Origin of the sequence: Conyzicola nivalis (genome assembly GCF_014639655.1) — a bacterium.
Lineage (GTDB): Bacteria > Actinomycetota > Actinomycetes > Actinomycetales > Microbacteriaceae > Conyzicola > Conyzicola nivalis.
Window position 1 is genome coordinate 1,340,449 of the sequence record NZ_BMGB01000001.1, and the last position, 21,514, is coordinate 1,361,962.

Sequence of the window (21,514 nt, forward strand, 5' to 3'; positions counted from 1 at the left end):
TCCCCAGTGTGCTGCTAGGCCGGATCGGTGACAAAGTCGATGAGCTGTTCGACTCTTCCGAGCAGCGCCGGCTCCAGATCGTTGTAGGAATTCACCTGACCGAGAATGCGCTGCCAGGCGCGGGCGATGTCGGCCTGATCGTCGTGCGGCCAGCCGAGCGCGGCGCAGATGCCGTGCTTCCACTCGATTCCCCGCGGGATGACGGGCCATTCACGCAGACCCAGCCGGGCCGGCTTGACCGCCTGCCAGACGTCGATATACGGATGCCCGACGACGAGAACGTGGGATCCGTGCGGTCCGCGCGCCACGGCATCCGCAATTCTGCTCTCCTTCGAATTCGGCACCAGGTGGTCGACCAGCACACCCAGCCTGCGGGATTTCGCGGGGCCGAACTGTGCGACCAGGTTCACCAGATCGTCGACGCCCTCGAGGTATTCGACGACGACACCCTCGACGCGCAGGTCGTGGCCCCAGACTTTTTCTACGAGCTCCGCGTCGTGGCGGCCCTCGACGTAGATGCGGCTCGGCAGGGCTACGCGGGCCGCGACATCCGTGACCCTGATCGACCCGGAGGCGCTGCGTCCCGGCCCGGCCGCCTTGCGCACCGGCGCGCCCAGGGTGATCCGTGCGCCGTCGACCAGGAAGCCGCCGCCGAGCGGGAAGGCGCGGATCTTGCCCGCGCGATCCTCCAGTTCGACGCTCCCGCTCTCGATGCGCACGATCGCGCCGACGAAACCGGTCGCGGCGTGTTCCAGCACGAGATCGCGTTCGGCGGGCACCACGGGCGCGGTGCCGACGACGGGGCGCTTCGTGAAACCGACGAGCGGGTCCGAACCGTAACGGTCGTACGTCACGGTCTAGTTCTCCTGGAAGGAGGGCTCCGCGACGTAGGGCGGAGCGAGGTGCAGGTACTTCTCGTGCACCTGGGCGCTCGTGTGGCCCGTCGTGCCGTCGAGGTGGGTCTGCGGCGAGTCGAATTCGACGATCCACATGCGCGTGGGCCCGCCCGAGTTGGTGACGCGCTGGATCGCCGCGCCGCCCGAGCCGACGATGACGCCGCTGGGCTCTTCCGGCCACGGCGAGGGGTCGTCTTCCGACACCGCCTCGACGTAGACCTGGGCGCCGATTCCGAAGTCGAATGTTTCGGTAGTCATGACTCCATCTTCGCGCACGCGACGCTAGGCCCCCGCCTGACGTGCCGCCCTCGCGCGACTCTGCTGGCGAAGCCGGTTCGCCGCCGGCCAGGTGATGACCAGCGCGAGCAGAACGCCGAGCACGGTTCCGAGGCCGTTCGACAGCAGGTCGCGCGGGTCCGACACCCGGTCGGAGAGCCAGATGCCCTGGGCGAGCTCGATCCAGCACGAGGCGAGAACGCCGGCGAAGATGCCCGCCCACCACAGCCGCCGACCGAGCAGCAGGACGACGAAGACGCCCATCGGCACGAAGAGCGCGACATTGGCCATGAATTCGACCCTGGCGAAGGTGAGGAAGTCGGTGTCGGCGTTCGATTGGAAGGCCCGCACGACCCGCTGCAGCAAGGAGAACGTGCGCTCGCTGGTGTTCGACGGCGTGAGGGTGAGCCAGGCCAGGGTTCCGAGGTACGCCAGGGTCACAACGCTGACGATCGGGTGGCGACGGAACACAATGCCATCGTCTCAGTCCCGCCTCCGCGGTAAGTGGGAGAAGGGTGCACGCGACGTGTGAGCGGAGTCCTGCGGCGCAGGCCCGCCTCGGGCAGGATGGAGGAATGGACAAGCCCCAGATCGAGCACGAGCCCGCACGCAAGCAGTACACCCTGACCCTCGACGGGTCAGAGATCGGCTACGCGAGGTACGAAGACACCGAGACCCAGCGCGTCTTCACGCACACCGTGGTGCAGCCGGAGTTCGGCGGGCGTGGATTCGCTTCCACACTGGTCGAGTTCGCGGTCGCGGATGCGCGCTCCGAGGACAAGCGCATCGTCGGCGAATGCCCGATGGTCGCGCACTGGCTCGGCAAGCACCCGGAGCTCGCCGAGTACGTGGACGAGGTCTAGGCGCCGCGCTCAAGGCGCGGCACCTAGGCGCCGAGAAAGCCGGTCGTCAGCAGTTCGCGCACGCTCGGCAGCACCTCGGCCAGCAGCTCGTCGCCGTCGACCTCGAGCAGCTGGGCGACCGCCGAACAGATGGCGCCCAGCGGGAGCTCGCCGTCGCACGCGCCGACCACCGGGGCCAGCGCCGTGCCGAGCGGGAAGGTGCGCCCGAAGCCCGCGCCCTGGCGCAGGTCCATCACCGTCGGATCTTCGTCGCCCGGCCAGTAGTGCCGCTCCTCGGTGACGTCGCCGGCCACGACGAACGCCGTACGCGCGAGCTCGGTGTCGGACAGTGACGCCTGCAGGTCGTGGGCGGCCAGGGTCGACGCCACGTGCACGCCGAGTCCCGCCGGGTTGTTGCCCAGCCCGCCGTGCAGGCGTTCCATCCGGCGCAGGGTCGGTGCGCCCGACACGGGCCGCCGCAGCGTGACGTACCCGAACCCGATGCCCGTGACGCCGCGCGCGGCGAAGTCGTCGAGCCATGCCGCGTACAGCGCGTCGAACTCGTCGGTGCGGGGCAGGATGCCGCCGTCGCGGATCCAGGTCTCGGCGTAGAGAGCTGCGTCCTGCACCTCGCGCTCCACGATCCAGGCGTCGAGGCCGGTGCCGTCGAGCCAGGCCGCCACGCGGTCGAAAGCGTCGGTGCCGTCGCGGTACTCCCAGTTGCCGAGCAGCTGGGCGACGCCGCCCGGCGCGAGATGGGTTGCCGCGTCGGAGATGACGGATGCGACGAGCGCGTCACCGACCAGGCCACCGTCTCGGTACTCGTACGACGGCACGCCCTCGCCGCGCGGGGTGATCACGAACGGCGGGTTCGACACGATCTGGTCGAACGTCTCACCGGCGACCGGTTCGTAGAGGCTGCCCGCCCGGAACTCGATCGTGCCGACCCCGTTGAGCTCGGCGTTGAACCGCGCGAGTTCGAGGGCGCGCCCCGAGATGTCGGTAGCGATCACGTGCCTGGCGTGGCGCGCGGCGTGCAGCGCCTGGATACCGCAGCCGGTGCCGAGGTCGAGCACCCGGTCGACCTTTGTGCCGACCATGAGCCCGGCGAGCGTCATCGACGCGCCCCCGACACCCAGCACGTGGTTTTCGGGGATGGCGCGGCGCAGAGCCGCCTCGCCGAGGTCGGACGCGATCCACCAGCTGCCGGCGCCGAACTCGTCGACGAACCCGTGCGGGCGCAGATCGACGAGCGGTACCGCGTTCTCGCCGTCGAGACGCACGAGGCCGAGGGCGAGGGCACCGTCGACACCGAGTGTCGGGAGCGCGGCCGCGAGCCGTGCCGCCGGCACGGGCAGGCCGAGCACGAACACGGTCGCGAGCGCGCCGACACCGCCCGCCGTGACCACCGCGCGCCGCGCCGGTTCGCGCTGTCCGCGACGGAGCGCGGAAGCGGCATCCGCCCCCCACAACGAATCGACGGTTTCGGCGGTGTACCGGGCGGCGAAGAGGTCGTCGCGCAGGAGGGCGATCAGGGCGGAAGTCACTGCGACATTCAACCTCATCGGTGGAGCGGGCACGAACCGGCGGGCAATTCTCTGCCGATCGTTCGACCTCGGTCAACCCCCGGGAGGCCCCGTTCGCGGGCGACCTACCGTTAACCGCAGTGGCCGCGGCGTGCGCCCGCACCACGCAGGAGGTGCTTTACATCATGCGGCGCGTTTACTACTCGAGCGGTTCGATGCTGACGGGCGACTCGATCGCCCACGCGGTGATGGAGTACGCCGAAGCTCTAGCGAAAAACGGCCGCGCCGACATCGTCGAGATTCCGGTCGTCTTCGCCTCTGGCCGCAGCGGCACGGCGACCCTGCTGATCGGGCCGTCGAGCCAGCTGGCCAGCGTCACCGAGGAGTCCGATATCCGCGAGCCGTCCGACGACACTCTCGTCGACGAACTGCGGCAACGCGCGATGCGGCTCGGCAGCCCACGACCGGGCGAGCAGCAGCAGTACGCCGACTTCCTATCGGTGCACGAAGACTACGAGTGATCGGAAGGGATCAGCCTTCCGGCTCTTCGACGATGCGCAGGCCACCGGGGCTGTTCGCGCTGACCGTCAGGGCCTCGAGCCAGAGGCGGTTGACGGCCGGCGGCTGGGATTCGGGGTACTTGAAGTAGAGGGGGATGGAACGGTGCATCCAGATGCAGCTGCGGCCGTCGCCTACGCCGGGGGCGTCTTTCCACGAGAAGAGAAAGCCCTCGTCGCGTCGGAGCTTTGCGACGATGACGGCCTGCAGGTGAGCCAGTACTCGATCGTCGAACTCGATCTCAAGGTTTGCGTTTCCATAAACCAGCGTTCCCACGAGGCCCCCGCTTTCTAACTTCTGTTGCTTCACTCAGGCGCGCAGAACCCTGCGACACGTGGCATGAGCCTACGACGAAAAGATACGTGGGCTCAGTTTACGCCCACGAAGGCAATTGTCGACGCATGCCGGGGCGGGGCGACCAGCGTCGCTGTGTCGCACGGGTTCGATGTGTACCCTGTCCACATGACAGTTCGCCGTCGCCCCGCGTGCGGGGGCACCCCGTGACAGAGCCGGCCACTGCGCTGCCGCGCGAGACCTACCGGCACGGCGACCTGCGCCAGGCCCTCATCACCGCCGGCCTCGAGCTCGCCCGCGAAGGCGGACCCGATGCCGTGATCCTGCGCGAGGCGACCCGCCGGGTCGGAGTCTCCCCCAATGCCGCGTACCGCCACTTCGCCGACCGGCACGCACTGTTGTCGGCCGTTTCGGCGAGCGCCCAGGGATTCGCCGCCGACTCGATGGCAGCGGGCATTGCAGAGCGCGGTTCGGATGACGCGGCCACCGCCGCGCGCGGCCGGCTGCGCGCCGTCGGGGAGGGCTATCTGCGTTTCGCCCGCGAGCAGCCGGGACTGTTCCGCGCCGCGTTCACCGTGCCGGACGACCTGTCGAACTCGGGCTCGCCGGAGAAGGCGGGTGCCGCGGGCCTCACGCCGTTCCAGATCCTCAGCGCGACGCTCGACGAACTCGAGCGCGCGGGTGTACTGCCCGCCGAGCGCCGCGCGGGCGCCGAGCTGCACGCGTGGTCGGCCGTGCACGGTCTCGGCATGCTCATCATCGACGGCCCCTTGCGCGGGCTCACTGCCGAGATGATGGACGGAGCGACCACCCGACTGCTCGACATGGTCGATCGCGGGATCTAGGGCTCCGCGACCGAGCGCGATGTACGCTCAATTTCACCGCCAACGCCCCGAGGAGATCGTGAAGCCGCTCAGCGAAACCGACATCCGCGACAGCTTCGTCAACGCGACGCGGGGTGAGATCGAACGCATCCCCCTCCCCGGCCTGCACGAGGTGCTCTGGGACAGCCGCGAATACCTGGGCTGGCGCGACCCGCAGGCCCGGCAACGCGGCTACCTCGTGCACTGGTCGGGCGACACCCCGGTGGGCATCGTGCTCCGGGCGTCCGAGGTCGCCCTGAGCCACGGCATCTCGGCCATGTGCGCACTCTGCCGCACCGCGCAGCCTTCGCACCAGGTGACCATGTTCTCCGCCCCGCGCGCGGGCGAAGCGGGCCGCAACGGCAACACCGTGGGGACCTACATCTGCGACGACCTGGCCTGCTCGATGATCATCCGCATAGCGCCCGCGGCACAGCCGATGCATCCCGACCCGGCCGAGGTCATCTCCAGCCGCGCCGAGGGGCTCCTCGGGCGGGTGAACGCCTTCACGGCCGACATCATGCGCACGGCCTGATGCCCACCCGGCTGCTGCTGCTCGCCGACACCCACGTGCCGAAACGCGCGCGGGCGCTCTCGCCCGCGGTGTGGTCGGCGGTCGACGAGGCCGACCTGGTGATCCACGCCGGCGACTGGGTCGACGTCGCACTCCTCGACGAACTGCAGGCCCGCGCAACGCGCCTCCTCGGCGTCTGGGGCAACAATGACGGCGCCCAGCTGCGCGCCCGCCTGCCGGAGGTCGCCCGCGAAACCGTGGAGGGCATCCGCATCGCCGTCGTGCACGAGACGGGAGGCTCTGCCGGGCGCGAGGCGCGCTGCGACGCCGCGTACCCCGACACCGACCTTCTGGTCTTCGGCCACAGCCACATCCCGTGGGACACGGTCACCCCGAACGGCCTGCGCCTGCTCAACCCCGGCTCGCCCACCGACCGCCGCCGCCAGCCGGTCTGCACGATCATGACCGCGGTCGCCGACTCCGGCGTGCTGCGCGACGTGAAGACGGTCGCCGTCGACCGCTAGGGGTTGTCGGGTGCCGTCGGCCGGTGGCAGCGTGGGGTCATGACTGACGACACCGATCTCGAGACCATCCGCACGATCATCGACGCCGCGAAGGTGGCCATCCTCACCACGACGAGCGACGAGGGCGAGCTGCACAGCCGCCCGCTCGCCGTGCTCTCCGACAAATTCGAGGGCTCGCTCTGGTTCTTCACCGCGGACCCCAGCCCGAAGTCGCGCGACATCGCGATCAACCCCGAGGTGAACGTCGCCTACGCCGACGGCAAGGGCTACCTGTCGGTCGCGGGCACCGCCTCGATCGAGCGCAACCAGACCCGCATCGACCAGCTGTGGAACCCGATGGTCGAAGCGTGGTTCGAGAACGGCAAGGACGACCCCTCGGTCGCCCTGCTGCGCGTCGATGCGCGCAGCGCCGAGTACTGGTCGGTGGACAAGCCGGGGGTCGTGCGCGCCTTCCAGATCGCCAAGGCCCTCGTCACCAAGACCCCGCCCGACCTGGGCGAGAACCGCACCGTCGCTCTCTGACAAGGGGGAAAGATCATGCCGCTCACGTTCCGCCCGGGGCAGCCTCGCTGGATGGACCTGCTCAGCCGTCATCCCGAGAAGTCCGTCGAGTTCTACAGGGGGCTGCTCGGCTGGGAAACCGAGACGGCGCCGGCCGAGTTCGGCGGCTACGTCACCTTCTCGAAAGACGGACAGAACGTGAGCGGGCTTATGCCCAACCCGGCGGATTCGGGAGTCGACGACATCTGGACCGTGTACCTCGAGGTCGCCGACGCCCGCGCGACGGGCGACGCGGCCGAGGCCGAGGGCGGCCGGGTGCTCGAGCTCGAGCAGCTCGCCGACATGGGAACCTGGCTCGTGATCACCGATCCGGGCGGCGCTCGCGTCGGGGGCTGGCAGAACCTCACACACTCCGGGTTCGAGGTGACTACGGGACCGGGCGCTCCGGTCTGGGCAGAGCTGCACGCCCGCGACTACGCACGGGCCGTGTCGTTCTACAGGACCGTCTTCGGCTGGGAGACCGAGGTGCTGAGCGACACCGACGAAATGCGGTACACGACGCTCGGTTCTGGCGCGGACGCGGTCGCCGGCATCTGGGACGCCGACGACCTCCCCGAGATCGAACCGCCCTTCTGGGACGTGTACCTCGGCGTCGAGAACGCGAACGAGGCCGCCGTGCGGGTCACCGAGCTGGGCGGCACCATGCTCGAGAGGGTGCAGGACAGCCCTTACGGCCGGCAGGCCCACGCCGTCGACCCGACGGGCGCGAAGTTCGCGATCCTGCAGGTCGACTAGCGCGCCGCCGGCTCGGGCGAGGGGCGGATTGGCTCGGTGGCGGCAAATTGCTGCTCGTCGGACGCGGGAACAGCAGTTTGCCGCCGATGAGGGGCGGATGTCGCGGCAGGGACGGCAATGTGCGCGGGATCCCCCGGCAGTGGTGACGGCGCGGGCGCACGGGTCTCCACGTCGATGATCTGCACCGCCGAGTACGCCGAGGGGTAGAAGACTTCGTCGAACACGCCCATGAGGTGCGGCGGCGAGTACCCGTCGTCGCGTCGGCGTCTCGATTTCGTCTCGGCCCTGAACCAGACCGGCCACAGCAGCGCCCCGATACCCGTGGCGAGCAGGCTGAGCGTGATGAAAGTCTCCATGTCGCGACCTCCCGAGCGGCGGATGTCGCGGCTACCCCGCCGACAACACCGAGAGCACGTTGCCTGCCGGGTCGCGGAACCAGGCGATGTCGGGGCCGTTGCCCTTCATCACCCCCCGGTCGTCGGCCGGGATTTCCTTGCCGTAGATGTTGGTCTCGACGCCGCGCGAGTTGAGGTCGTCGACCGCCGCGTCGACGTCGTCCACCTCGAAGTTGAGGATGGTGAACGAGGCGGGTTCGTGGTCGGGCTTCACGTAGGCGAGCACGGTGGCGCCGCTGTCGAGGTGCAGGTTGAGGAAGCCCATGTCGTTCTCGGTGACCTTGAGACCGAGGGTCTCGCCGTAGAACTTCTTGGCCGCCTCGAGGTCGTTGATGGAGAAGCCGCTGAAGGCTCCGCTGGGTGTGAACATCGGTGTTCCCTTTCGCGAGGGTGGGGCAATGTGGTCGGTGTCCACATTGCCCCGTCGCGCGGACTTAATCCACCCCCGGCGCGAGGCGGCGGCGCAGCACCTGCCGCTCGACGAGGGTCCACGTGGTCGTCACGGTGAGGTAGATGGTGGCGGCGAGCGGCACGAGGGCCGCGAACAACACCGTGATGAACGGCAGCCAACTGAGCACGGAGTTCATGCGGGCCATGGCGGGAGCCGCGTCATCCGCGGGCTTATTGAAGGCGAGGGCTACCCTCCGCTGCGCGAACGCGACGGCCGCGATCACGAGCAGGAGGCCCGCGAAGACGAGCAGATCCACGCCGAACGCGCCCGTCGTCAGCAGGTGCGCGAGCGACGTTCCGAGCGGCACCCCGAAGAGCTGCTCGGTGAGCAGCTCGTTCGCGTGCCCGTTGACGGTGGGCAGGATGAACAGCCCGTAGACGATCGAGAGCACGGGGGCCTGAGCGAGGGTGGGCAGGATGCCCGCGAGGGGGCTCGCCTTCTCGCTCGTGTACAGCTCCATCGTCTTCTTCTGCAGCATCTCCGGGTTCTTCTTGTACTTCTTCTGCAGCGCCTGCAGCCGCGGAGCGAGTCGGCGGCGGGTGAACTCCGCCCGCACCTGCGAGCGGCCGACCGGGATGAGCAGCAGGCGCAGGACGAGCGTGATGAGCACGATCGCGAGGGCGGCGCTCGCGGTGCCGGCAACGGGTGAAATCAGGTGTTGCAGGCCGGTGACGACCGAGTAGGCGGCGTCGAGCACGACGGCGATGGGGGCGAAACTATAGATGTCCACGGAAAGGGAGTCCTCGCGTTAGAAAGTGAATGGGGGCCGTGTGGCCGCGCATCCGCTCTCTACGACGGGACTACGCGACCGCGAGGGCTCGCGAGGGTGCTCTGGTGCGTGGTTTTCCTGGGGTGTGCGGATGCTGCGGCTCGGGCATTCCCACGAGCGACTGCCTGTGCGCTCTGGCACGTTGTCCGACGCCGAGGTCGTGCGCTCGGATCACGATGGCCGCGTAACGGGCGGCGAGCAGAGTGGACACGGCGAGAGCCGCGATACCGGCGAAAACGAGCGTCGACGGCTCGCCCTGCGCGACCGCCAGCGCGAGGAACGACACGGTCATCACCATGACGAGTCGTTCGAGAACCTTGCGCACGCGCCCAGCCTAATCCCCCGAGTCGGTGCACACTGGGGAGATGACTATTTCCGAAAAGAAGGCATCCCGCATCGCAATCGTCGGCGGCACCGGCAAGGTCGCGAAACACCTCATCACCCAGCTGCACGCCAGGGGCGACGAGGCCGTGGCGATCTTCCGCAACGCCGACCGCGCCGACGAAGTGGCCGAGCTCGGCGCCGTCCCCGTCGTGCTCGACATCGAATCGGCGAGTGTCGACGAGCTCGCAGCGACCTTCGAGGGCTGCGACGCCGTGGTGTTCTCCGCCGGCGCAGGCGGCGGCAACCCGGCCCGCACCCGCGCGGTGGACTTCGAGGGCGCCGTCACCGCAATCGACGCCGCGACCCACGCCCGCGTGTCGCGATTCGTGATCGTCTCGGCCATCGGCGTCGGCGCGGAGCTGCCCGGCGAGCCCGGCGACTCGATGCGCCCGTACTACGAGGCGAAGCGCGACGCCGATCTCGCCGTCGAAGCGTCGGGTCTCGAATACACGATCGTGCGCCCCGGTGGGTTGACGGATGACGCGGCCACCGGCCTCGTCACGATCGGTGACACCGTCGAACGCGGCAACATCGCCCGCGCCGACGTCGCGGCGGTCATCGTTGCGGCGCTCGACAACCCCGGCACCATCGGCCACGCGTGGGAGGTAGTCGCGGGCGACCGCCCGATCGCGGACGCCATCACGGACGCGCTCTAGCCCTAGATCGGTGTCGGTGGTCCGCAGTATTTTGGGGGCCACCGATCACCGCAAAGGAGCGCACCATGGACTGGAAAATCGAACTTCTCTCCGTACCCGTTTCAGACATCGACAGGTCGAAAGACTTCTACGTCAAGCTCGGTTTCACCGCCGACCATGACAACCGGGTCGACGAGACCATGCGGTTCGTCCAGCTCACTCCCCCGGGCTCGGCGTGCTCGATCGTTCTCGACAAGAACCTGGGCGGAAACATGGAGCCCGGTTCGCTCGAGGGCGTGCAGTGCGTCGTGGCCGACGCAGACGCCGCCCTGCAGCAGCTCGTCGATGCGGGTGTCGAGGCTCGCGGGGTCGAAGAGTATCCGTGGGGTCGGTTCGTGTTCTTCACCGATCCCGACGGCAACGGCTGGGCGTTGCAAGAACTGCCCGACTACTCGGCCGTGCAGCCGAGCTAGCCCCCGGCCGGATGTCGGGCTACTCGTCGTCGAAGGGCCAGACCGGGCGGATCTGAATCTGCCCGGCCCTGGCCATCGGGTGCGCGGCCGCGATACGCACCGCATCGTCGAGACTGTCGCACTCGATGACGTCGAAGCCCGCGACCCAGTCTCGTCCCTCGTGAAGGGCGCCGGTCGCGGTGACGACATCGCCGTCGCGCACCTTCACGATTGTGGCCTCCGCACCCGGCCGGGTGCGGTTGCCGTAGAGGTGGGCACCGCGCGATTCCAGGTCGTCGACCCAGTGCTCGGCGTCGAGATCGACGCCGGCCTCTCCGTCGGGCGCGTCAGCGATGAGCAGCAGAAACTCCATGGGATCTCCTTTGATTGCCTTATGTTTACAGCGTGAACTTGCGCGCGGCAAGGGTTCGCCGCAGGTTCAGCGGTCGGCTGCCGCGACGTGGTCGGGGAAGTCGGTCTCGCCGATGCCGCCCGGGCCGTAGAACGCCGTGACGAACGCGCGCGCCTCCACGGCGAGCCGGTCGTCCGTCGCGTCGCCGCCGAAGCTCGCCGTGAACCCGTAGCCGCCCTGCGCCGGGCCGTTGCGCCACGCGAAGTCGTAGCTGATCGCGCCGCCGGGCTGGCGTCGTTCGCGGACGCGGAACAGTTCGCCGTCGACGGACAGATCGAGATCGCGCATCTCTCGACCTTAGCGACGCCGCTCACAGGCGGGCGGGTCACACTGGGGTCATGCGCAGAAAGATCAGCCCCGTCGTGCCCGGTCCCGGCCAGGAGTCCGTGTGGGACTACCCCAGGCCGCCCAGGGTCGAACCGACCGACGAACGAGTGGTGGTCACCCTCGGCGGGGTGACGATCGCCGACACCACCGACGCGGTCCGGGTGCTGGAGACGAGTCATCCGCCCGTCTACTACCTGCCGCGCGCGTCCTTCGCGGCCGGGTCCCTCGAGCCCGCGCCCGGCACCAGCTTCTGCGAATTCAAGGGCGTTGCCGGCTACCTCACCGTGCGTGGCGGGGACGCCGTGGCCGAGAGCGCCGGCTGGTTCTACCCCGAACCGAGCCCCGGCTTCGAGGTGCTCGCCGACCGCGTCGCGGTCTACCCCGGCGCCATGGAACGCTGCGAGGTCGACGGAGAGCAGGTGCAGCCGCAGGCGGGCGGCTTCTACGGCGGCTGGATCACGGGCCGGGTCGTCGGTCCGTTCAAGGGCGAGCCGGGCACGCTCGACTGGTAGCCGCTGCGTAGGCTGGACCGATGACCGTCCCCGCCCGGAAGGGCATCGCCCGCCGCCTCCGCATCGGCGTCGTCGCCGTCGTCGTCGCGGTCCTGCTGGTCGCGGTCGGGGTGCTCGTCTGGGCGAACATCGTGATGCAGGGCGACAGGGACCGAGCCCTCGAGGTCTGGACGAACGACGCGGTCGAGGTCACGAGCACCGACCACTCGGTCGTCATCGGGCCGACGGGGGTCGCGTCCGGCACCGGCCTCGTCTTCATCCCCGGGGCGAAAGTCGATCCGTACGCGTACCTGTACAAGCTGTCGGAGATCGTGGAGCGTACCGGCGCGACCGTCGTGATCACCAAGCCGATCCTGAACCTCGCGTTCTTCGACCAGCGCCCGCTCGATACCTTCACCGCCGACGTACCCGGTGTCGACCGCTGGTTCGTGGGCGGACATTCCCTCGGCGGGGTGCGCGCCTGCATGCTCGCCGACAACCCCGAGGTCGACGGCCTCATCCTGTTCGGCAGCTATTGCGCGAACGATCTGACCGGGTCCGGGCTCGATGTGCTCAGCATCGCCGGCAGCCGGGACGGTCTGAGCACGCCCGAGAAGATCGCGGATGCCGCGGGCCGGTTACCGGCGGACGCCGACTTCGTCGAGATCCAGGGTCTCAATCACGCGGGTTTCGGCGACTACGGGGTGCAGCCCGGCGACAACACGGCGACCATCTCGACCGAAGTGGAGCGCGACGAGATCAGCGACGCGCTTGAGACGCTCCTCGGGCCATAGCCGCGACGTTCTTCTTGCGCCCGGCGTTCTGCTTCCGCGCGAAAGGCGATAGCGTCTCAGGAGGCGCAATAGAACAGAGGCTGCTCAGATGATCTTCGAAGTCGGCGAAACCGTCGTTTATCCGCACCATGGCGCAGCGACCATCACCGCCGTCACGACTCGCACCGTGAAGGGCGAGGAGAAGAAGTACATCACGCTCGACATGCACGGCAGCGACCTGGTCGTCGAGCTGCCCGTCGACAACGCCGAGCTCGTCGGTGTGCGCGACGTCATCGACGACGCGGGCGTCGAGGCCGTCTACGCGGTCCTCCGCGGCGAGGCCGAGGAAGAGGTCAGCAACTGGTCGCGCCGGTTCAAGGCGAACACCGAGAAGATGGGAAGCGGCGACGTCTACAGGGTCAGCGAGGTCGTGCGCGACCTGTGGCGCCGGGACCAGCGCGCCGTGCTGTCGGCCGGCGAGAAGCGGATGCTCGTCAAGAGCCGTCAGATCGTGGTGTCCGAACTGAGCCTCGCGCTCGGAGCCGACGAAGAGGCCGCGATCGCCGCCCTCGACGACGTGCTGGCGTCGAGCCTCCCGGAGCCGGCCGCGGCCGAATGACGGGCTAGATCTCTTTGGGGATGAAGGCCCAGAGAATCAGGTAGATGATCACCTGCGGCCCGGGGATCAGAATGGATGCCACGGTCAGCAGGCGCACGAGCGTCACCGACCAGCCGAAACGGTTTGCGATGGCGGCGCAGACGCCACCGATCATGGTGCCGGACTTGGGTCGCTGGAGTGTGCTCATGCCCCCAGTCTGCCGAATTATGCCCGTCGCTACATCAGGGATAACCCCCGAACACGATCGCTCGGCAGAGCGCAAGCATTCAGCGAGTCCGTTTCAGTAAGGCATGATGTGAAGCGGGGGCCCGAATATCGGGCTGAGTCGTTCGGGGGAATCATGATCAGCACGGTCGATGGGGGCGCAGCAGCGATGCGCGCCGCCCGGTCGGATCCCGGTGGGCGCTCGCAAACCGGCGCGGTTCTCGCCCGCGCGATCCGCGTGCTGATCGTCGTCACCATCGTGATGAACCTCGTGTACCTCGGCGCGCTGCTGTTGCCGGGCGATCCCGCGAGCGTGCTGATCAACGTCTGGCTGGCCCTGGTCGCCACGTGGCTGCCCGTCGGTGTCTTCTGGCTCGTCGCAGTGCGCACGTCGTTCACGCGATGGGAGGTGATTCTCGCGGCCGCCGGCGTGACGTTCAACGCCGCGGGCGACACGTTCTTCTCACTCGCGATGGATTCATCCGGCAACCTGCCCTCGCCCTCCCTCGCCGACCTCGGCTACCTGCTCTACTACCCGCTCACGATGGCCGCACTCCTCGTTCTCGTGAGACGCCAGTCACGAAGGATGACCGGCTCGGTACTAGTCGACAGCACTCTCGCGATGCTGGGCGCGGCCGCCGTGCTCGCGGTCGTGCTCGCGCCGGTCTTCGACGATGCGACGATCGACTCCGCACCGCTCGACGCCGCGATCGCCGCCCTGTACCCGCTCTTCGATCTGCTTCTCATCGCGATCGTGGTGGGGATCTCGGCGTCGCCGGTTTTGCGGATCGGTCCGCGTTGGCAGTTCCTGCTGCTGGGGCTGCTGCTCTTCACCGGCGCGGACATCGCCTATGCGCTGCTGAACCACGAGGACGCCTACTCGAGCGGCACCACACTCGACGCCGCGTGGACGGCCGGCGTGGCATTCGTCGCGCTGTGGGTCGACGGGGTCGACCGGGTGAAACCAGAGCTGCCGCGCGCGACGTCCGATGCACGACTGCTGCCCGTGCCCGCCATGGCCGTGCTCGCGGGGCTCGCCGTGTTGTTGGTCGCGACCCAGACCTCCGTGCCGACCGTCGCGCTCGTGTTGGCCGCCGCGGCCGTCGCGCTCTCCGTCGTTCCCGTCATGTTCCGGCAGTCGATGCTCGCCCACGTTCTCGAGGGGCAGGAGAAGGTGGTGGCGCGCCTGACAGCGCTCGACAGGTCGAAGAGCGACATGATCGGCACGGTGAGCCACGAGATGCGCACGCCGCTGACCTCGATCCTGGGCTTTCTCGAACTCGTTCTCGACGAGACGGGCGGACCGCTCCCCAAGCCGGCGAAAGACATGCTGGTCGTCGTCGACCGCAACGCCCATCGCCTCCACGACCTCGTGGGCAACATGCTTGTGCTGACGCGCCTGGAATCGGGCGACACGAAGCTTGCCACCGCGCCGGTGGAGCTCGGCCGGATACTGGCGCGGGCCACGGAATCGCTGCAGCCCTTCGCCCTATCCCGCGACGTGGACCTCACGACCACCTGCGGTGACGCGGCCATCGTCGAGGGCGACGAGGCCCATCTCGAGCGGGCTTTCACGAACATGATGGAGAACGCGGTGAAGTTCACCCCGGCCGCCGGATCGGTCCGGGTCGCGGTCGCCTCCGGAATCGCCTCCGCAGGCCGGTCCACCGTGGTCGTCACTGTCGCCGACACCGGCATGGGCATACCGGAAAGCGACATCCCGCAGCTCTTCGACCGCTTCTTCCGTGCGGCGAACGCCCAGAACGAGGCCGTACCGGGCACCGGGCTCGGTCTCGCCATCACGAACGACATCGTGCGGTCGCACGGGGGCGACATCTCCGTCGCCTCGGTTGTCGGCCGCGGCACCACCTTCACCGTCACGCTCCCGGTGAGGCAGGGAGCCGGCAGCTGAGGCCCGGGCCTACTTCGCTGCGGCGGGCGCCTTGGCCTTCTTGGTGAACAGCGTCTCCGCTTCCTCGAGCGAGAGGCCGTTGGTCTCGGGCACGACCTTCAGGACGAACACGAACGACAGCGCGGCGAACAGAGCGTAGAGGCCGTAGGTGAGCACGAGCGACACCGACGCGAGCGGCGGGAACGACAGGGTGATCACGAAGTTCGCGATCCACTGGGCCGCGGCGGCGATGCCGAGGGCACGCGCGCGGATGCGGTTCGGGAAGATCTCTCCGAGCAGCACCCAGACGACGGGGCCCCAGGAGGCTCCGAAGCTCACGACGAACACGTTGGCGGCCACGAGCGCGACCGGACCCCACGCGCCGGGCAGGCTCGGCTCGCCGTCGACCTGCACGGCCTGGCTGAAGGCCAGCGCCATGGTGCCGAGCGCCACCGTCATTCCCACCGAGCCGAAGAGGAGGATGGGGCGTCGGCCGACGCGGTCGACGAGCGCGATGGCCACGAAGGTGACGACGATGTTCGTGACGGCCGTGATGACCGAAATGGTCAGCGAGTCGCTCTCCTGGAATCCGACCGACTTCCACAGCGTGGTGGAGTAGTAGAAGATCACGTTGATGCCGACGAACTGCTGCAACACCGACAGGATGATGCCGACCCAGACGATGGGCTTCAGTCCGAAACGGTTGCCGCGCAGGGCGCCCTTCTTCGAGCCGTGGGCGTCGGTCTCGATACCGGAACGCATGTCGCGGATCGCCCGCTCCACATCGTCGTTCGGCCAGAGTCGGGCGAAGATGCCGCGCACCTCGTCGTCGCGCCCCTTGAGCACGAGGAAGCGGGGAGACTCGGGCAGTTTGAGGGCGATCAGACCGTAGACGACCGCGGGCACGATGCCGGCGAGGAACATCCAGCGCCACGCCTCGAGGCCGAGCCAGAGGTCCTGACCGGCGCCGCCGGCCCAGCCGGCGAACACCGTGTCGGAGAGCAGGGCGGCGAAGATACCGATGGTGATGGCGAGCTGCTGCAGCGAGCCGAGGCGGCCACGCAGATTCTTCGGCGAGATCTCGGCGATGTATGCGGGCGCGATCACCGAGGCGATGCCGATGCCCAGGCCACCGACGAGGCGCCAGGCGATGAGGTCCCACACGTTGAACGCGAGTCCGGTGCCGACGGCGCTGACGAGGAACAGCACCGCTCCCACCAGCATGGCGGGGATGCGGCCCTTCCAGTCGGCGAGGCGACCGGCGACGTAGGCGCCGACGGCACAGCCGAGCAGCGCCACGGCGACGGCGAACCCGGTGAGCGAGTCGCTCAGGCCGAACTGGTCCTGGATCGGGTCGACCGCGCCGTTGATGACGGAGGAGTCGAAACCGAAGAGAAAGCCGCCGACCGCTCCGGCCACCGCGAGTGCGATGACCTTGAGGTTCGTGCCGGACTTTTCGGTGGTGGGTGACATCGTCGTTCTTCTTTCGTGTGGTGAGTCATCATCACCACGCTGGAACGACGCGTACGACTCTACCCCCGAGGTCGGGTGCGCGCGGGTGCTCCGCTGGATCCCGCCGCATATCCCTCGAGCGGCACCTCGCCCCGCTTCCACGCGGCGATCACCGGCGCGACGATACGCCAGCACTGCTCCGCCACGTCTCCGCGCACGGAGAGGGTCGCGTCGCCGTCGAGCAGTCCGTAGAGCACCTCGCCGTATGCGCTGAGCTCGCCGGCGCGCAGCGGACTGTCGAGCACGACGCGTTCTAGTTCGAACGGGTCGTCTTCTCCGTTGACCAGCAGGTCGAGTTCGAGGGCGGCGGGTTTCATCGCGATGCGCAGCTGTGCGGGGCCGGTCGGGCCGCGCAGACCGGTCGGTAGGTGCGGCACCGCGCGCAGCGTCACGACGATCTGCTGCTTCGCCTCGCCGATGGCCTTGCCGGAACGCAACACGAACGGCACCCCGGCCCAGCGCCAGTTGTCGATCGCGAGCGTGACCTCGGCGAGGGTCTCGGTCTCGCGGGCGGGGTCGACCCCGTCTTCGTCCGCGTAGGCCGGGAGCTCCCGCCCGTCGATCGTGCCCGCGGTGTAGTGGGCGCGACGGCTCGAGGTGCCGTCCTTCTCCCAGGGCCGGGTGGCCCGCAGCACCTGCGCCATGCCGCCGCGCAGGTCGTCGGCTCCCACGCTCGCCGGCGGCTCCATCGCGGTCAGGGCGAGCACGAGCAGCAGGTGGCTCTGGATCATGTCGGCCAGCGCACCGGCCTTGTCGTAGTACCCGGCCCGGCCCTCGAGGGCGAGCTTCTCATCGAAGACGATCTCGACCTTCTCGACGTTGGGCGCCGACATGAGCGGCTCGAAGATGCGGTTGGCGAAGCGCAGACCCAGCAGGTTGAGCACCGTCGACTTGCCGAGGAAGTGGTCGACCCGGAAGATCTGCTCTTCCGGCACGAGCTTCTCGAGTCGGCGGTTCAGGGCGCGCGCCGAGGCGAGATCGGTGCCGAACGGCTTCTCGAGCGCGAACACGATGCCCTTCGGCAGGTCGATCGACGACAGCGCCTTCACGACCAGGATCGTGACGGCCGGGGGCAGCGCGAAGTAGAGGGCGATGCGCCCGGTGGCGGCGTCGAACACGCGGCGCAGATCGTCCGCGTCGGTCGCGTCACCGCGCAGGTAGAACGACTTCGCCGCCACACTGCTGCCGAGTTCGGAGGCCTCCGTCGCGAACGCGGCCGACACGGTCGACTGCCACGCGGCATCCGTCACTTCGCCCCTGTCCACCCCGATCAGCTGGACCGCCTCCCCTCGAGGAGAGGCGAGTAGCGAGGCCAAGCCGGGGAGCAGGAGGCGCGAGGCGAGGTCGCCGCCGGCGCCGAGGACGATGAGCGTGTCGATGCGGTCGGTCATGGTTGACGACCCTAGACCCACGGGTGCGGAGAACGCAGTGCCCCGCCCCTCTAGGCGCGTTTCTTTGCGCTGCCCTTCGGCGGCAGTAAGGTGTTGGCCTCCTCGAGCGACATGCCGTTGGTCTCAGGCACCACGCGCAGCACGAAGAAGAAGGAGAGCAGGGCGAACAACGCGTACATGCCGTAGGTGAAGACGAGCGAGAACTCGGCCAGCGGAGGGAACGACACCGTGATGGCGAAGTTGGCGATCCACTGCGCGGCCGCCGCGACGCCCAGCGCCCTGGCCCGGATGCGGGTGGGGAAGATCTCGCCGAGCAGCACCCAGACGACGGGACCCCACGAGGCGCCGAAGCTGACGACGAAGACGTTGGCCGCGACGAGTGCGACCGGCCCCCACGCGCCGGGCAGGCTCGGCTCACCGTCGACCTGCACGGCCTGGCTGAACGCGACCGACATGGTGGCGAGCGAGAGTGCCATGCCCGCCGAACCGAAGAGCAGGATGGGACGGCGGCCGATCCGGTCGACGAGCGCGATGGCCACGAAGGTGACGGCGATGTTGGTCACCGAGGTGATGACCGAGATCGTGAACGAGTCGCTCTCCTGGAAACCGACCGACCTCCAGAGGGTGGTCGAGTAGTAGAAGATCACGTTGATGCCGACGAACTGTTGGAAGATCGAGAGGATGATGCCTATCCACACGATCGGCTTCAGGCCGAACCGGTCTCCGCTCAGGGCTCCCTTCTTCGAGCCCTGCTGGTCGGCCTCGATCGCGGCGCGCATGTCGCGGATCGCCCGTTCCACGTCGTCGCCGGGCCACAGCCGGGCGAAGATGCCGCGCACGTCGTCGTCGCGGCCCTTGAGCACGAGGAAGCGGGGTGACTCGGGCAGCTTCAGGGCGATCAGGCCGTAGACCACCGCGGGTAGAGCGCCGGCGAGGAACATCCACCGCCAGGCTTCGAGACCGAACCAGAACGGCTCGGCCGCTCCGCCTGCCCCGTTGGCGAAGAGCGCGTCGGAGAGCAGTGCGGCGAAGATACCGACAGTGATGGCGAGCTGCTGCAGCGATGCCAGCCGGCCGCGCATGTGCTTGGGCGAGATCTCGGCGATGTAGGCCGGCGCGATGACCGAGGCGATGCCGATGCCGAGACCGCCGATGAGACGCCAGAACACGAGATCCCAGACGCCGAACGCGAACCCGCAGCCCAGCGCGCTCGCGAAGAACAGCACGGCACCCACGAGCATCGCCGGAATGCGCCCCCACCGGTCGGCGATGCGGCCGGCACCGTAGGCGCCCACCGCGCACCCGAGCAGCGCGCTCGCCACCGCGAAACCGGTGAGCGACGACGACAGGTCGAACTGGCCCTGCACCGCGTCGACGGCGCCGTTGACCACCGACGAGTCGAAGCCGAAGAGGAAGCCGCCCACCGCCCCCGCGACGGCCAGCGCTATCACCTTGAAATTCGTCTTCGGGGTCGTCTCGGTCACAGGATCCTCCGCTCAACGTCGAACAAGAAAGCTCAACAATACGACGAGCCCCTCGTCTCGCCGAGGCCTTGCGGAGCGGCCCCGATGGCGCGTCACATCCGGGGCCGCCGGGTGGCATGATGAGCGCAGCGAATCGCCGAAAGGACATCCCCATCGAAATCGACATCGTTGCCACGATCATCTGGATCGTCTCGTTCGTTCTCGTGACAGTGACCGTGACCGGCCTTTCCGGCCGCGTCGGCTGGTCTGCACCCGTCGCCCTCGTCGCCGTCGGCGGACTCGTCTCGTTCGTTCCCGGCATTCCGCAGATCACGGTCGAGCCCGACCTCGTGCTGTTCGGCATCCTGCCGCCGCTGCTCTTCGCCGCCGCGATCCGCACGCCGCTCACAGACATCCTGGCCAGACGCGACAGCATCTTCGTGCTCTCGGTCGGGCTCGTGGCGTTCACGGTCGTCGCGGTGGGCTTCTCGCTCTGGTGGCTGCTGCCCACCGTCGGACTCGCGGCCGCGTTCGCGTTCGGTGCGGTCGTCGCGCCCACCGACGCGGTCGCCGTCACCGCGATCGCCGGCAGGCTGAGACTCCCCCGCCGCGTCGTCACGGTGCTCGAGAGCGAGAGCCTGCTCAACGACGCGACCGCCCTCGTGGCTCTCAACGCCTCGATCGCCGCGATCGTCACCGTGCTCAACCCGTGGGACGTGGTCGGCGAGTTCGGCATCGCCCTCGTCGGCGGCATCGGTGTCGGACTGGCCGTCGGCTACGTCGTCTCTGCGATCCGCAAACGCCTGCGCGCACCCGTTCTCGACACCAGCCTCTCGCTGGCGATCCCCTACATCGCGTTCATCCCCGCTCAGCTGCTCGGTGGCTCGGGCGTGCTCGCGGTCGTCATCGCCGGGCTTTTCCTCGGCCAGCGCTCGCCGCTCGTGCAGAGCGCCGAGGCCCGCATCGCCGAGTCGATTAACTGGCGCACCATCCGGTTCCTGCTCGAGAACGCCGTGTTCCTGTTCATCGGCCTCAGCCTGTCGGGCATCCTCGCCGGGGTCGCCGGGTCGGACTACGGCTTCTGGCACATCGCGCTGCTGTCGATGCTCGTGCTCGCGATCCTCGTCGTCTCGCGGTTCGCGTTCGTCTTCGCGACCACGCTGTTCTACATGGTCGGCCCGCGGTACACCCGCAGCCGGGCGTGGAGCTGGCCCACCGCGACCGCCGTGTCGTCGGCCGGGATACGCGGCGTCGTGACCCTCGCCGCCGTGTTCCTGCTGCCCGAGCAGACCCCCGAGCGCGAGCTGCTGCAGTTTCTGGCGTTCGTGGTCGTGGTGGGGACGCTCGTCGAGGGGTTGCTGCTGCCCCGGATCATCCGGTCTCTGAGGCTGCCGCCCCCGGATGCGACCCAGGAACGCGTCGAAAAGCACAACCTGCTCGCGGAGGCGCAGAGCGCCGGGCTCGCCCGGCTCGAGGCCGAGACGACGCCCGACGACGACCCCGCCGCGGTCGCGCGGCTGCGGGTCAACGCGGAATTCCTCTCGCAGGCCAGCGCCCGGGCTGTGCCCGACGAGTCCGAGCCGTCGTTCGCCGCCTACGGCCGGTTGCGCCGCTCGATGATCGAGGCCGAGCGCGAGGCCGTGCTGCAGGCGCGCGCCGAGGGCCGCTACCAGGAGAGGGCCGTGCGCGACGTGCTGCGCAGCATCGACTCCGAGGAGACGGCGCTCGCCATGCAGCGGCCGAAGCCGGAGTAGCC

Annotated in this window: 29 protein-coding genes; 14 read left to right on the forward strand and 15 right to left on the reverse strand. The window is 68.9% G+C overall.

Going from position 1 to position 21,514, the window contains the following annotated elements:
* Positions 1 to 14: 14 nt before the first annotated feature.
* The 3 genes from IEV96_RS06555 to IEV96_RS06565 are packed head-to-tail and all read right to left on the reverse strand — an operon-like array spanning position 15 to position 1,643.
* Entirely contained in the window at positions 15 to 854 is an 840-nt protein-coding gene (locus tag IEV96_RS06555) for a DUF3097 domain-containing protein (RefSeq protein ID WP_188509842.1), read from the reverse strand.
* Between the two features lie 3 nt (positions 855 to 857).
* The gene (locus IEV96_RS06560) at positions 858 to 1,154 is read right to left on the reverse strand and encodes a hypothetical protein (protein ID WP_188509843.1); all 297 of its coding nucleotides are present in this window, start codon (positions 1,152 to 1,154) and stop codon (positions 858 to 860) included.
* 24 nt (positions 1,155 to 1,178) lie between these two features.
* Positions 1,179 to 1,643: a VanZ family protein gene (locus IEV96_RS06565; RefSeq protein ID WP_188509844.1), complete on the reverse strand. Its 465-nt coding sequence runs from the start codon at positions 1,641 to 1,643 to the stop codon at positions 1,179 to 1,181.
* Between the two features lie 104 nt (positions 1,644 to 1,747).
* Here IEV96_RS06565 and IEV96_RS06570 point away from each other — a divergent pair, with 104 nt between their 5' ends.
* On the forward strand, positions 1,748 to 2,035 hold the full coding sequence (locus tag IEV96_RS06570) for a GNAT family N-acetyltransferase (protein WP_188509845.1): 288 nt from the start codon (positions 1,748 to 1,750) through the stop codon (positions 2,033 to 2,035).
* A gap of 23 nt (positions 2,036 to 2,058) precedes the next feature.
* On the opposite strand, the gene IEV96_RS06575 is transcribed toward IEV96_RS06570, so the two are convergent.
* Positions 2,059 to 3,579 carry a DUF7059 domain-containing protein gene (locus IEV96_RS06575; protein WP_188509846.1) on the reverse strand — a complete coding sequence of 507 codons (1,521 nt, stop codon included), beginning with the start codon at positions 3,577 to 3,579 and terminating at the stop codon, positions 2,059 to 2,061.
* A 146-nt stretch (positions 3,580 to 3,725) separates the two neighbouring features.
* Here IEV96_RS06575 and IEV96_RS06580 point away from each other — a divergent pair, with 146 nt between their 5' ends.
* Entirely contained in the window at positions 3,726 to 4,061 is a 336-nt protein-coding gene (locus IEV96_RS06580; RefSeq protein WP_188509847.1) for a hypothetical protein, read from the forward strand.
* A 10-nt stretch (positions 4,062 to 4,071) separates the two neighbouring features.
* Here the strand turns inward: IEV96_RS06580 and IEV96_RS06585 are convergent, their stop codons facing one another.
* The gene (locus IEV96_RS06585) at positions 4,072 to 4,374 is read right to left on the reverse strand and encodes a DUF7882 family protein (protein WP_188509848.1); all 303 of its coding nucleotides are present in this window, start codon (positions 4,372 to 4,374) and stop codon (positions 4,072 to 4,074) included.
* 224 nt (positions 4,375 to 4,598) lie between these two features.
* On the opposite strand from IEV96_RS06585, the gene IEV96_RS06590 reads away from it, so the two are divergent.
* The 5 genes from IEV96_RS06590 to IEV96_RS06610 are packed head-to-tail and all read left to right on the forward strand — an operon-like array spanning position 4,599 to position 7,589.
* Positions 4,599 to 5,237 carry a TetR/AcrR family transcriptional regulator gene (locus IEV96_RS06590; protein WP_229733106.1) on the forward strand — a complete coding sequence of 213 codons (639 nt, stop codon included), beginning with the start codon at positions 4,599 to 4,601 and terminating at the stop codon, positions 5,235 to 5,237.
* A 58-nt stretch (positions 5,238 to 5,295) separates the two neighbouring features.
* Positions 5,296 to 5,790, forward strand: coding sequence for an FBP domain-containing protein (locus tag IEV96_RS06595; protein WP_188509850.1), 495 nt, complete (start codon positions 5,296 to 5,298; stop codon positions 5,788 to 5,790).
* On the forward strand, positions 5,790 to 6,293 hold the full coding sequence (locus IEV96_RS06600; RefSeq protein ID WP_188509851.1) for a metallophosphoesterase family protein: 504 nt from the start codon (positions 5,790 to 5,792) through the stop codon (positions 6,291 to 6,293). The genes IEV96_RS06595 and IEV96_RS06600 overlap by 1 nt, the downstream gene beginning before the upstream one ends.
* Positions 6,294 to 6,332: 39 nt before the next feature.
* Positions 6,333 to 6,815, forward strand: a complete 483-nt coding sequence (locus IEV96_RS06605; RefSeq protein ID WP_188509852.1) for a pyridoxamine 5'-phosphate oxidase family protein — start codon at positions 6,333 to 6,335, stop codon at positions 6,813 to 6,815.
* Between the two features lie 15 nt (positions 6,816 to 6,830).
* A complete protein-coding gene (locus tag IEV96_RS06610; protein ID WP_188509853.1) occupies positions 6,831 to 7,589 on the forward strand; it encodes a VOC family protein in 759 nt (252 codons plus the stop codon).
* On the opposite strand, the gene IEV96_RS06615 is transcribed toward IEV96_RS06610, so the two are convergent.
* The 4 genes from IEV96_RS06615 to IEV96_RS06630 all read right to left on the reverse strand — a co-directional run bounded on the left by IEV96_RS06615 (position 7,586) and on the right by IEV96_RS06630 (position 9,529).
* Complete coding sequence (locus IEV96_RS06615; protein WP_188509854.1) at positions 7,586 to 7,945, reverse strand: hypothetical protein; 360 nt, start codon at positions 7,943 to 7,945, stop codon at positions 7,586 to 7,588. The two genes, IEV96_RS06610 and IEV96_RS06615, sit on opposite strands and share 4 nt — an antisense overlap.
* 31 nt (positions 7,946 to 7,976) lie before the next feature.
* The gene (locus IEV96_RS06620; RefSeq protein ID WP_188509855.1) at positions 7,977 to 8,354 is read right to left on the reverse strand and encodes a VOC family protein; all 378 of its coding nucleotides are present in this window, start codon (positions 8,352 to 8,354) and stop codon (positions 7,977 to 7,979) included.
* Positions 8,355 to 8,418: 64 nt separating this feature from the next.
* Complete coding sequence (yidC, locus tag IEV96_RS06625; protein WP_188509856.1) at positions 8,419 to 9,165, reverse strand: membrane protein insertase YidC; 747 nt, start codon at positions 9,163 to 9,165, stop codon at positions 8,419 to 8,421.
* Positions 9,166 to 9,235: 70 nt separating this feature from the next.
* Positions 9,236 to 9,529: a hypothetical protein gene (locus tag IEV96_RS06630; protein ID WP_188509857.1), complete on the reverse strand. Its 294-nt coding sequence runs from the start codon at positions 9,527 to 9,529 to the stop codon at positions 9,236 to 9,238.
* Between the two features lie 40 nt (positions 9,530 to 9,569).
* Here IEV96_RS06630 and IEV96_RS06635 point away from each other — a divergent pair, with 40 nt between their 5' ends.
* Both IEV96_RS06635 and IEV96_RS06640 read left to right on the forward strand, forming a co-directional pair.
* Positions 9,570 to 10,244 (forward strand): SDR family oxidoreductase, encoded by a 675-nt coding sequence (locus IEV96_RS06635; RefSeq protein WP_188509858.1) that lies wholly within the window; start codon positions 9,570 to 9,572, stop codon positions 10,242 to 10,244.
* A gap of 65 nt (positions 10,245 to 10,309) precedes the next feature.
* A complete protein-coding gene (locus IEV96_RS06640) occupies positions 10,310 to 10,696 on the forward strand; it encodes a VOC family protein (RefSeq protein ID WP_188509859.1) in 387 nt (128 codons plus the stop codon).
* A gap of 19 nt (positions 10,697 to 10,715) precedes the next feature.
* Here IEV96_RS06640 and IEV96_RS06645 read toward each other — a convergent pair whose 3' ends face one another.
* Both IEV96_RS06645 and IEV96_RS06650 read right to left on the reverse strand, forming a co-directional pair.
* Complete coding sequence (locus IEV96_RS06645) at positions 10,716 to 11,048, reverse strand: YciI family protein (protein ID WP_188509860.1); 333 nt, start codon at positions 11,046 to 11,048, stop codon at positions 10,716 to 10,718.
* Positions 11,049 to 11,114: 66 nt separating this feature from the next.
* Complete coding sequence (locus tag IEV96_RS06650; RefSeq protein WP_188509861.1) at positions 11,115 to 11,375, reverse strand: hypothetical protein; 261 nt, start codon at positions 11,373 to 11,375, stop codon at positions 11,115 to 11,117.
* Between the two features lie 50 nt (positions 11,376 to 11,425).
* Between IEV96_RS06650 and IEV96_RS06655 the strand changes: the two genes are divergently transcribed.
* From IEV96_RS06655 to IEV96_RS06665, 3 genes are all read left to right on the forward strand, one after another.
* Positions 11,426 to 11,926: a DUF427 domain-containing protein gene (locus tag IEV96_RS06655; protein ID WP_188509862.1), complete on the forward strand. Its 501-nt coding sequence runs from the start codon at positions 11,426 to 11,428 to the stop codon at positions 11,924 to 11,926.
* Positions 11,927 to 11,946: 20 nt separating this feature from the next.
* Positions 11,947 to 12,699 carry an alpha/beta hydrolase gene (locus tag IEV96_RS06660; RefSeq protein WP_188509863.1) on the forward strand — a complete coding sequence of 251 codons (753 nt, stop codon included), beginning with the start codon at positions 11,947 to 11,949 and terminating at the stop codon, positions 12,697 to 12,699.
* Between the two features lie 88 nt (positions 12,700 to 12,787).
* Positions 12,788 to 13,297, forward strand: a complete 510-nt coding sequence (locus IEV96_RS06665; RefSeq protein ID WP_188509864.1) for a CarD family transcriptional regulator — start codon at positions 12,788 to 12,790, stop codon at positions 13,295 to 13,297.
* A 4-nt stretch (positions 13,298 to 13,301) separates the two neighbouring features.
* Here IEV96_RS06665 and IEV96_RS06670 read toward each other — a convergent pair whose 3' ends face one another.
* Complete coding sequence (locus IEV96_RS06670; RefSeq protein ID WP_188509865.1) at positions 13,302 to 13,484, reverse strand: PspC domain-containing protein; 183 nt, start codon at positions 13,482 to 13,484, stop codon at positions 13,302 to 13,304.
* Between the two features lie 153 nt (positions 13,485 to 13,637).
* Here IEV96_RS06670 and IEV96_RS06675 point away from each other — a divergent pair, with 153 nt between their 5' ends.
* Positions 13,638 to 15,413, forward strand: a complete 1,776-nt coding sequence (locus tag IEV96_RS06675; protein ID WP_188509866.1) for a sensor histidine kinase — start codon at positions 13,638 to 13,640, stop codon at positions 15,411 to 15,413.
* Positions 15,414 to 15,422: 9 nt separating this feature from the next.
* On the opposite strand, the gene IEV96_RS06680 is transcribed toward IEV96_RS06675, so the two are convergent.
* Genes IEV96_RS06680 through IEV96_RS06690 form a run of 3 tightly spaced genes read right to left on the reverse strand, consistent with a single transcriptional unit; the run spans position 15,423 to position 19,779 of the window.
* Positions 15,423 to 16,865 carry a sugar porter family MFS transporter gene (locus tag IEV96_RS06680; RefSeq protein WP_188509867.1) on the reverse strand — a complete coding sequence of 481 codons (1,443 nt, stop codon included), beginning with the start codon at positions 16,863 to 16,865 and terminating at the stop codon, positions 15,423 to 15,425.
* Positions 16,866 to 16,924: 59 nt separating this feature from the next.
* Positions 16,925 to 18,295: a glucose-6-phosphate dehydrogenase gene (locus tag IEV96_RS06685; RefSeq protein ID WP_188509868.1), complete on the reverse strand. Its 1,371-nt coding sequence runs from the start codon at positions 18,293 to 18,295 to the stop codon at positions 16,925 to 16,927.
* 50 nt (positions 18,296 to 18,345) lie between these two features.
* Positions 18,346 to 19,779 carry a sugar porter family MFS transporter gene (locus IEV96_RS06690; protein ID WP_188509869.1) on the reverse strand — a complete coding sequence of 478 codons (1,434 nt, stop codon included), beginning with the start codon at positions 19,777 to 19,779 and terminating at the stop codon, positions 18,346 to 18,348.
* Positions 19,780 to 19,898: 119 nt separating this feature from the next.
* Here IEV96_RS06690 and IEV96_RS06695 point away from each other — a divergent pair, with 119 nt between their 5' ends.
* On the forward strand, positions 19,899 to 21,512 hold the full coding sequence (locus IEV96_RS06695; RefSeq protein WP_188509870.1) for a Na+/H+ antiporter: 1,614 nt from the start codon (positions 19,899 to 19,901) through the stop codon (positions 21,510 to 21,512).
* The last annotated feature ends 2 nt before the right edge of the window (positions 21,513 to 21,514 follow it).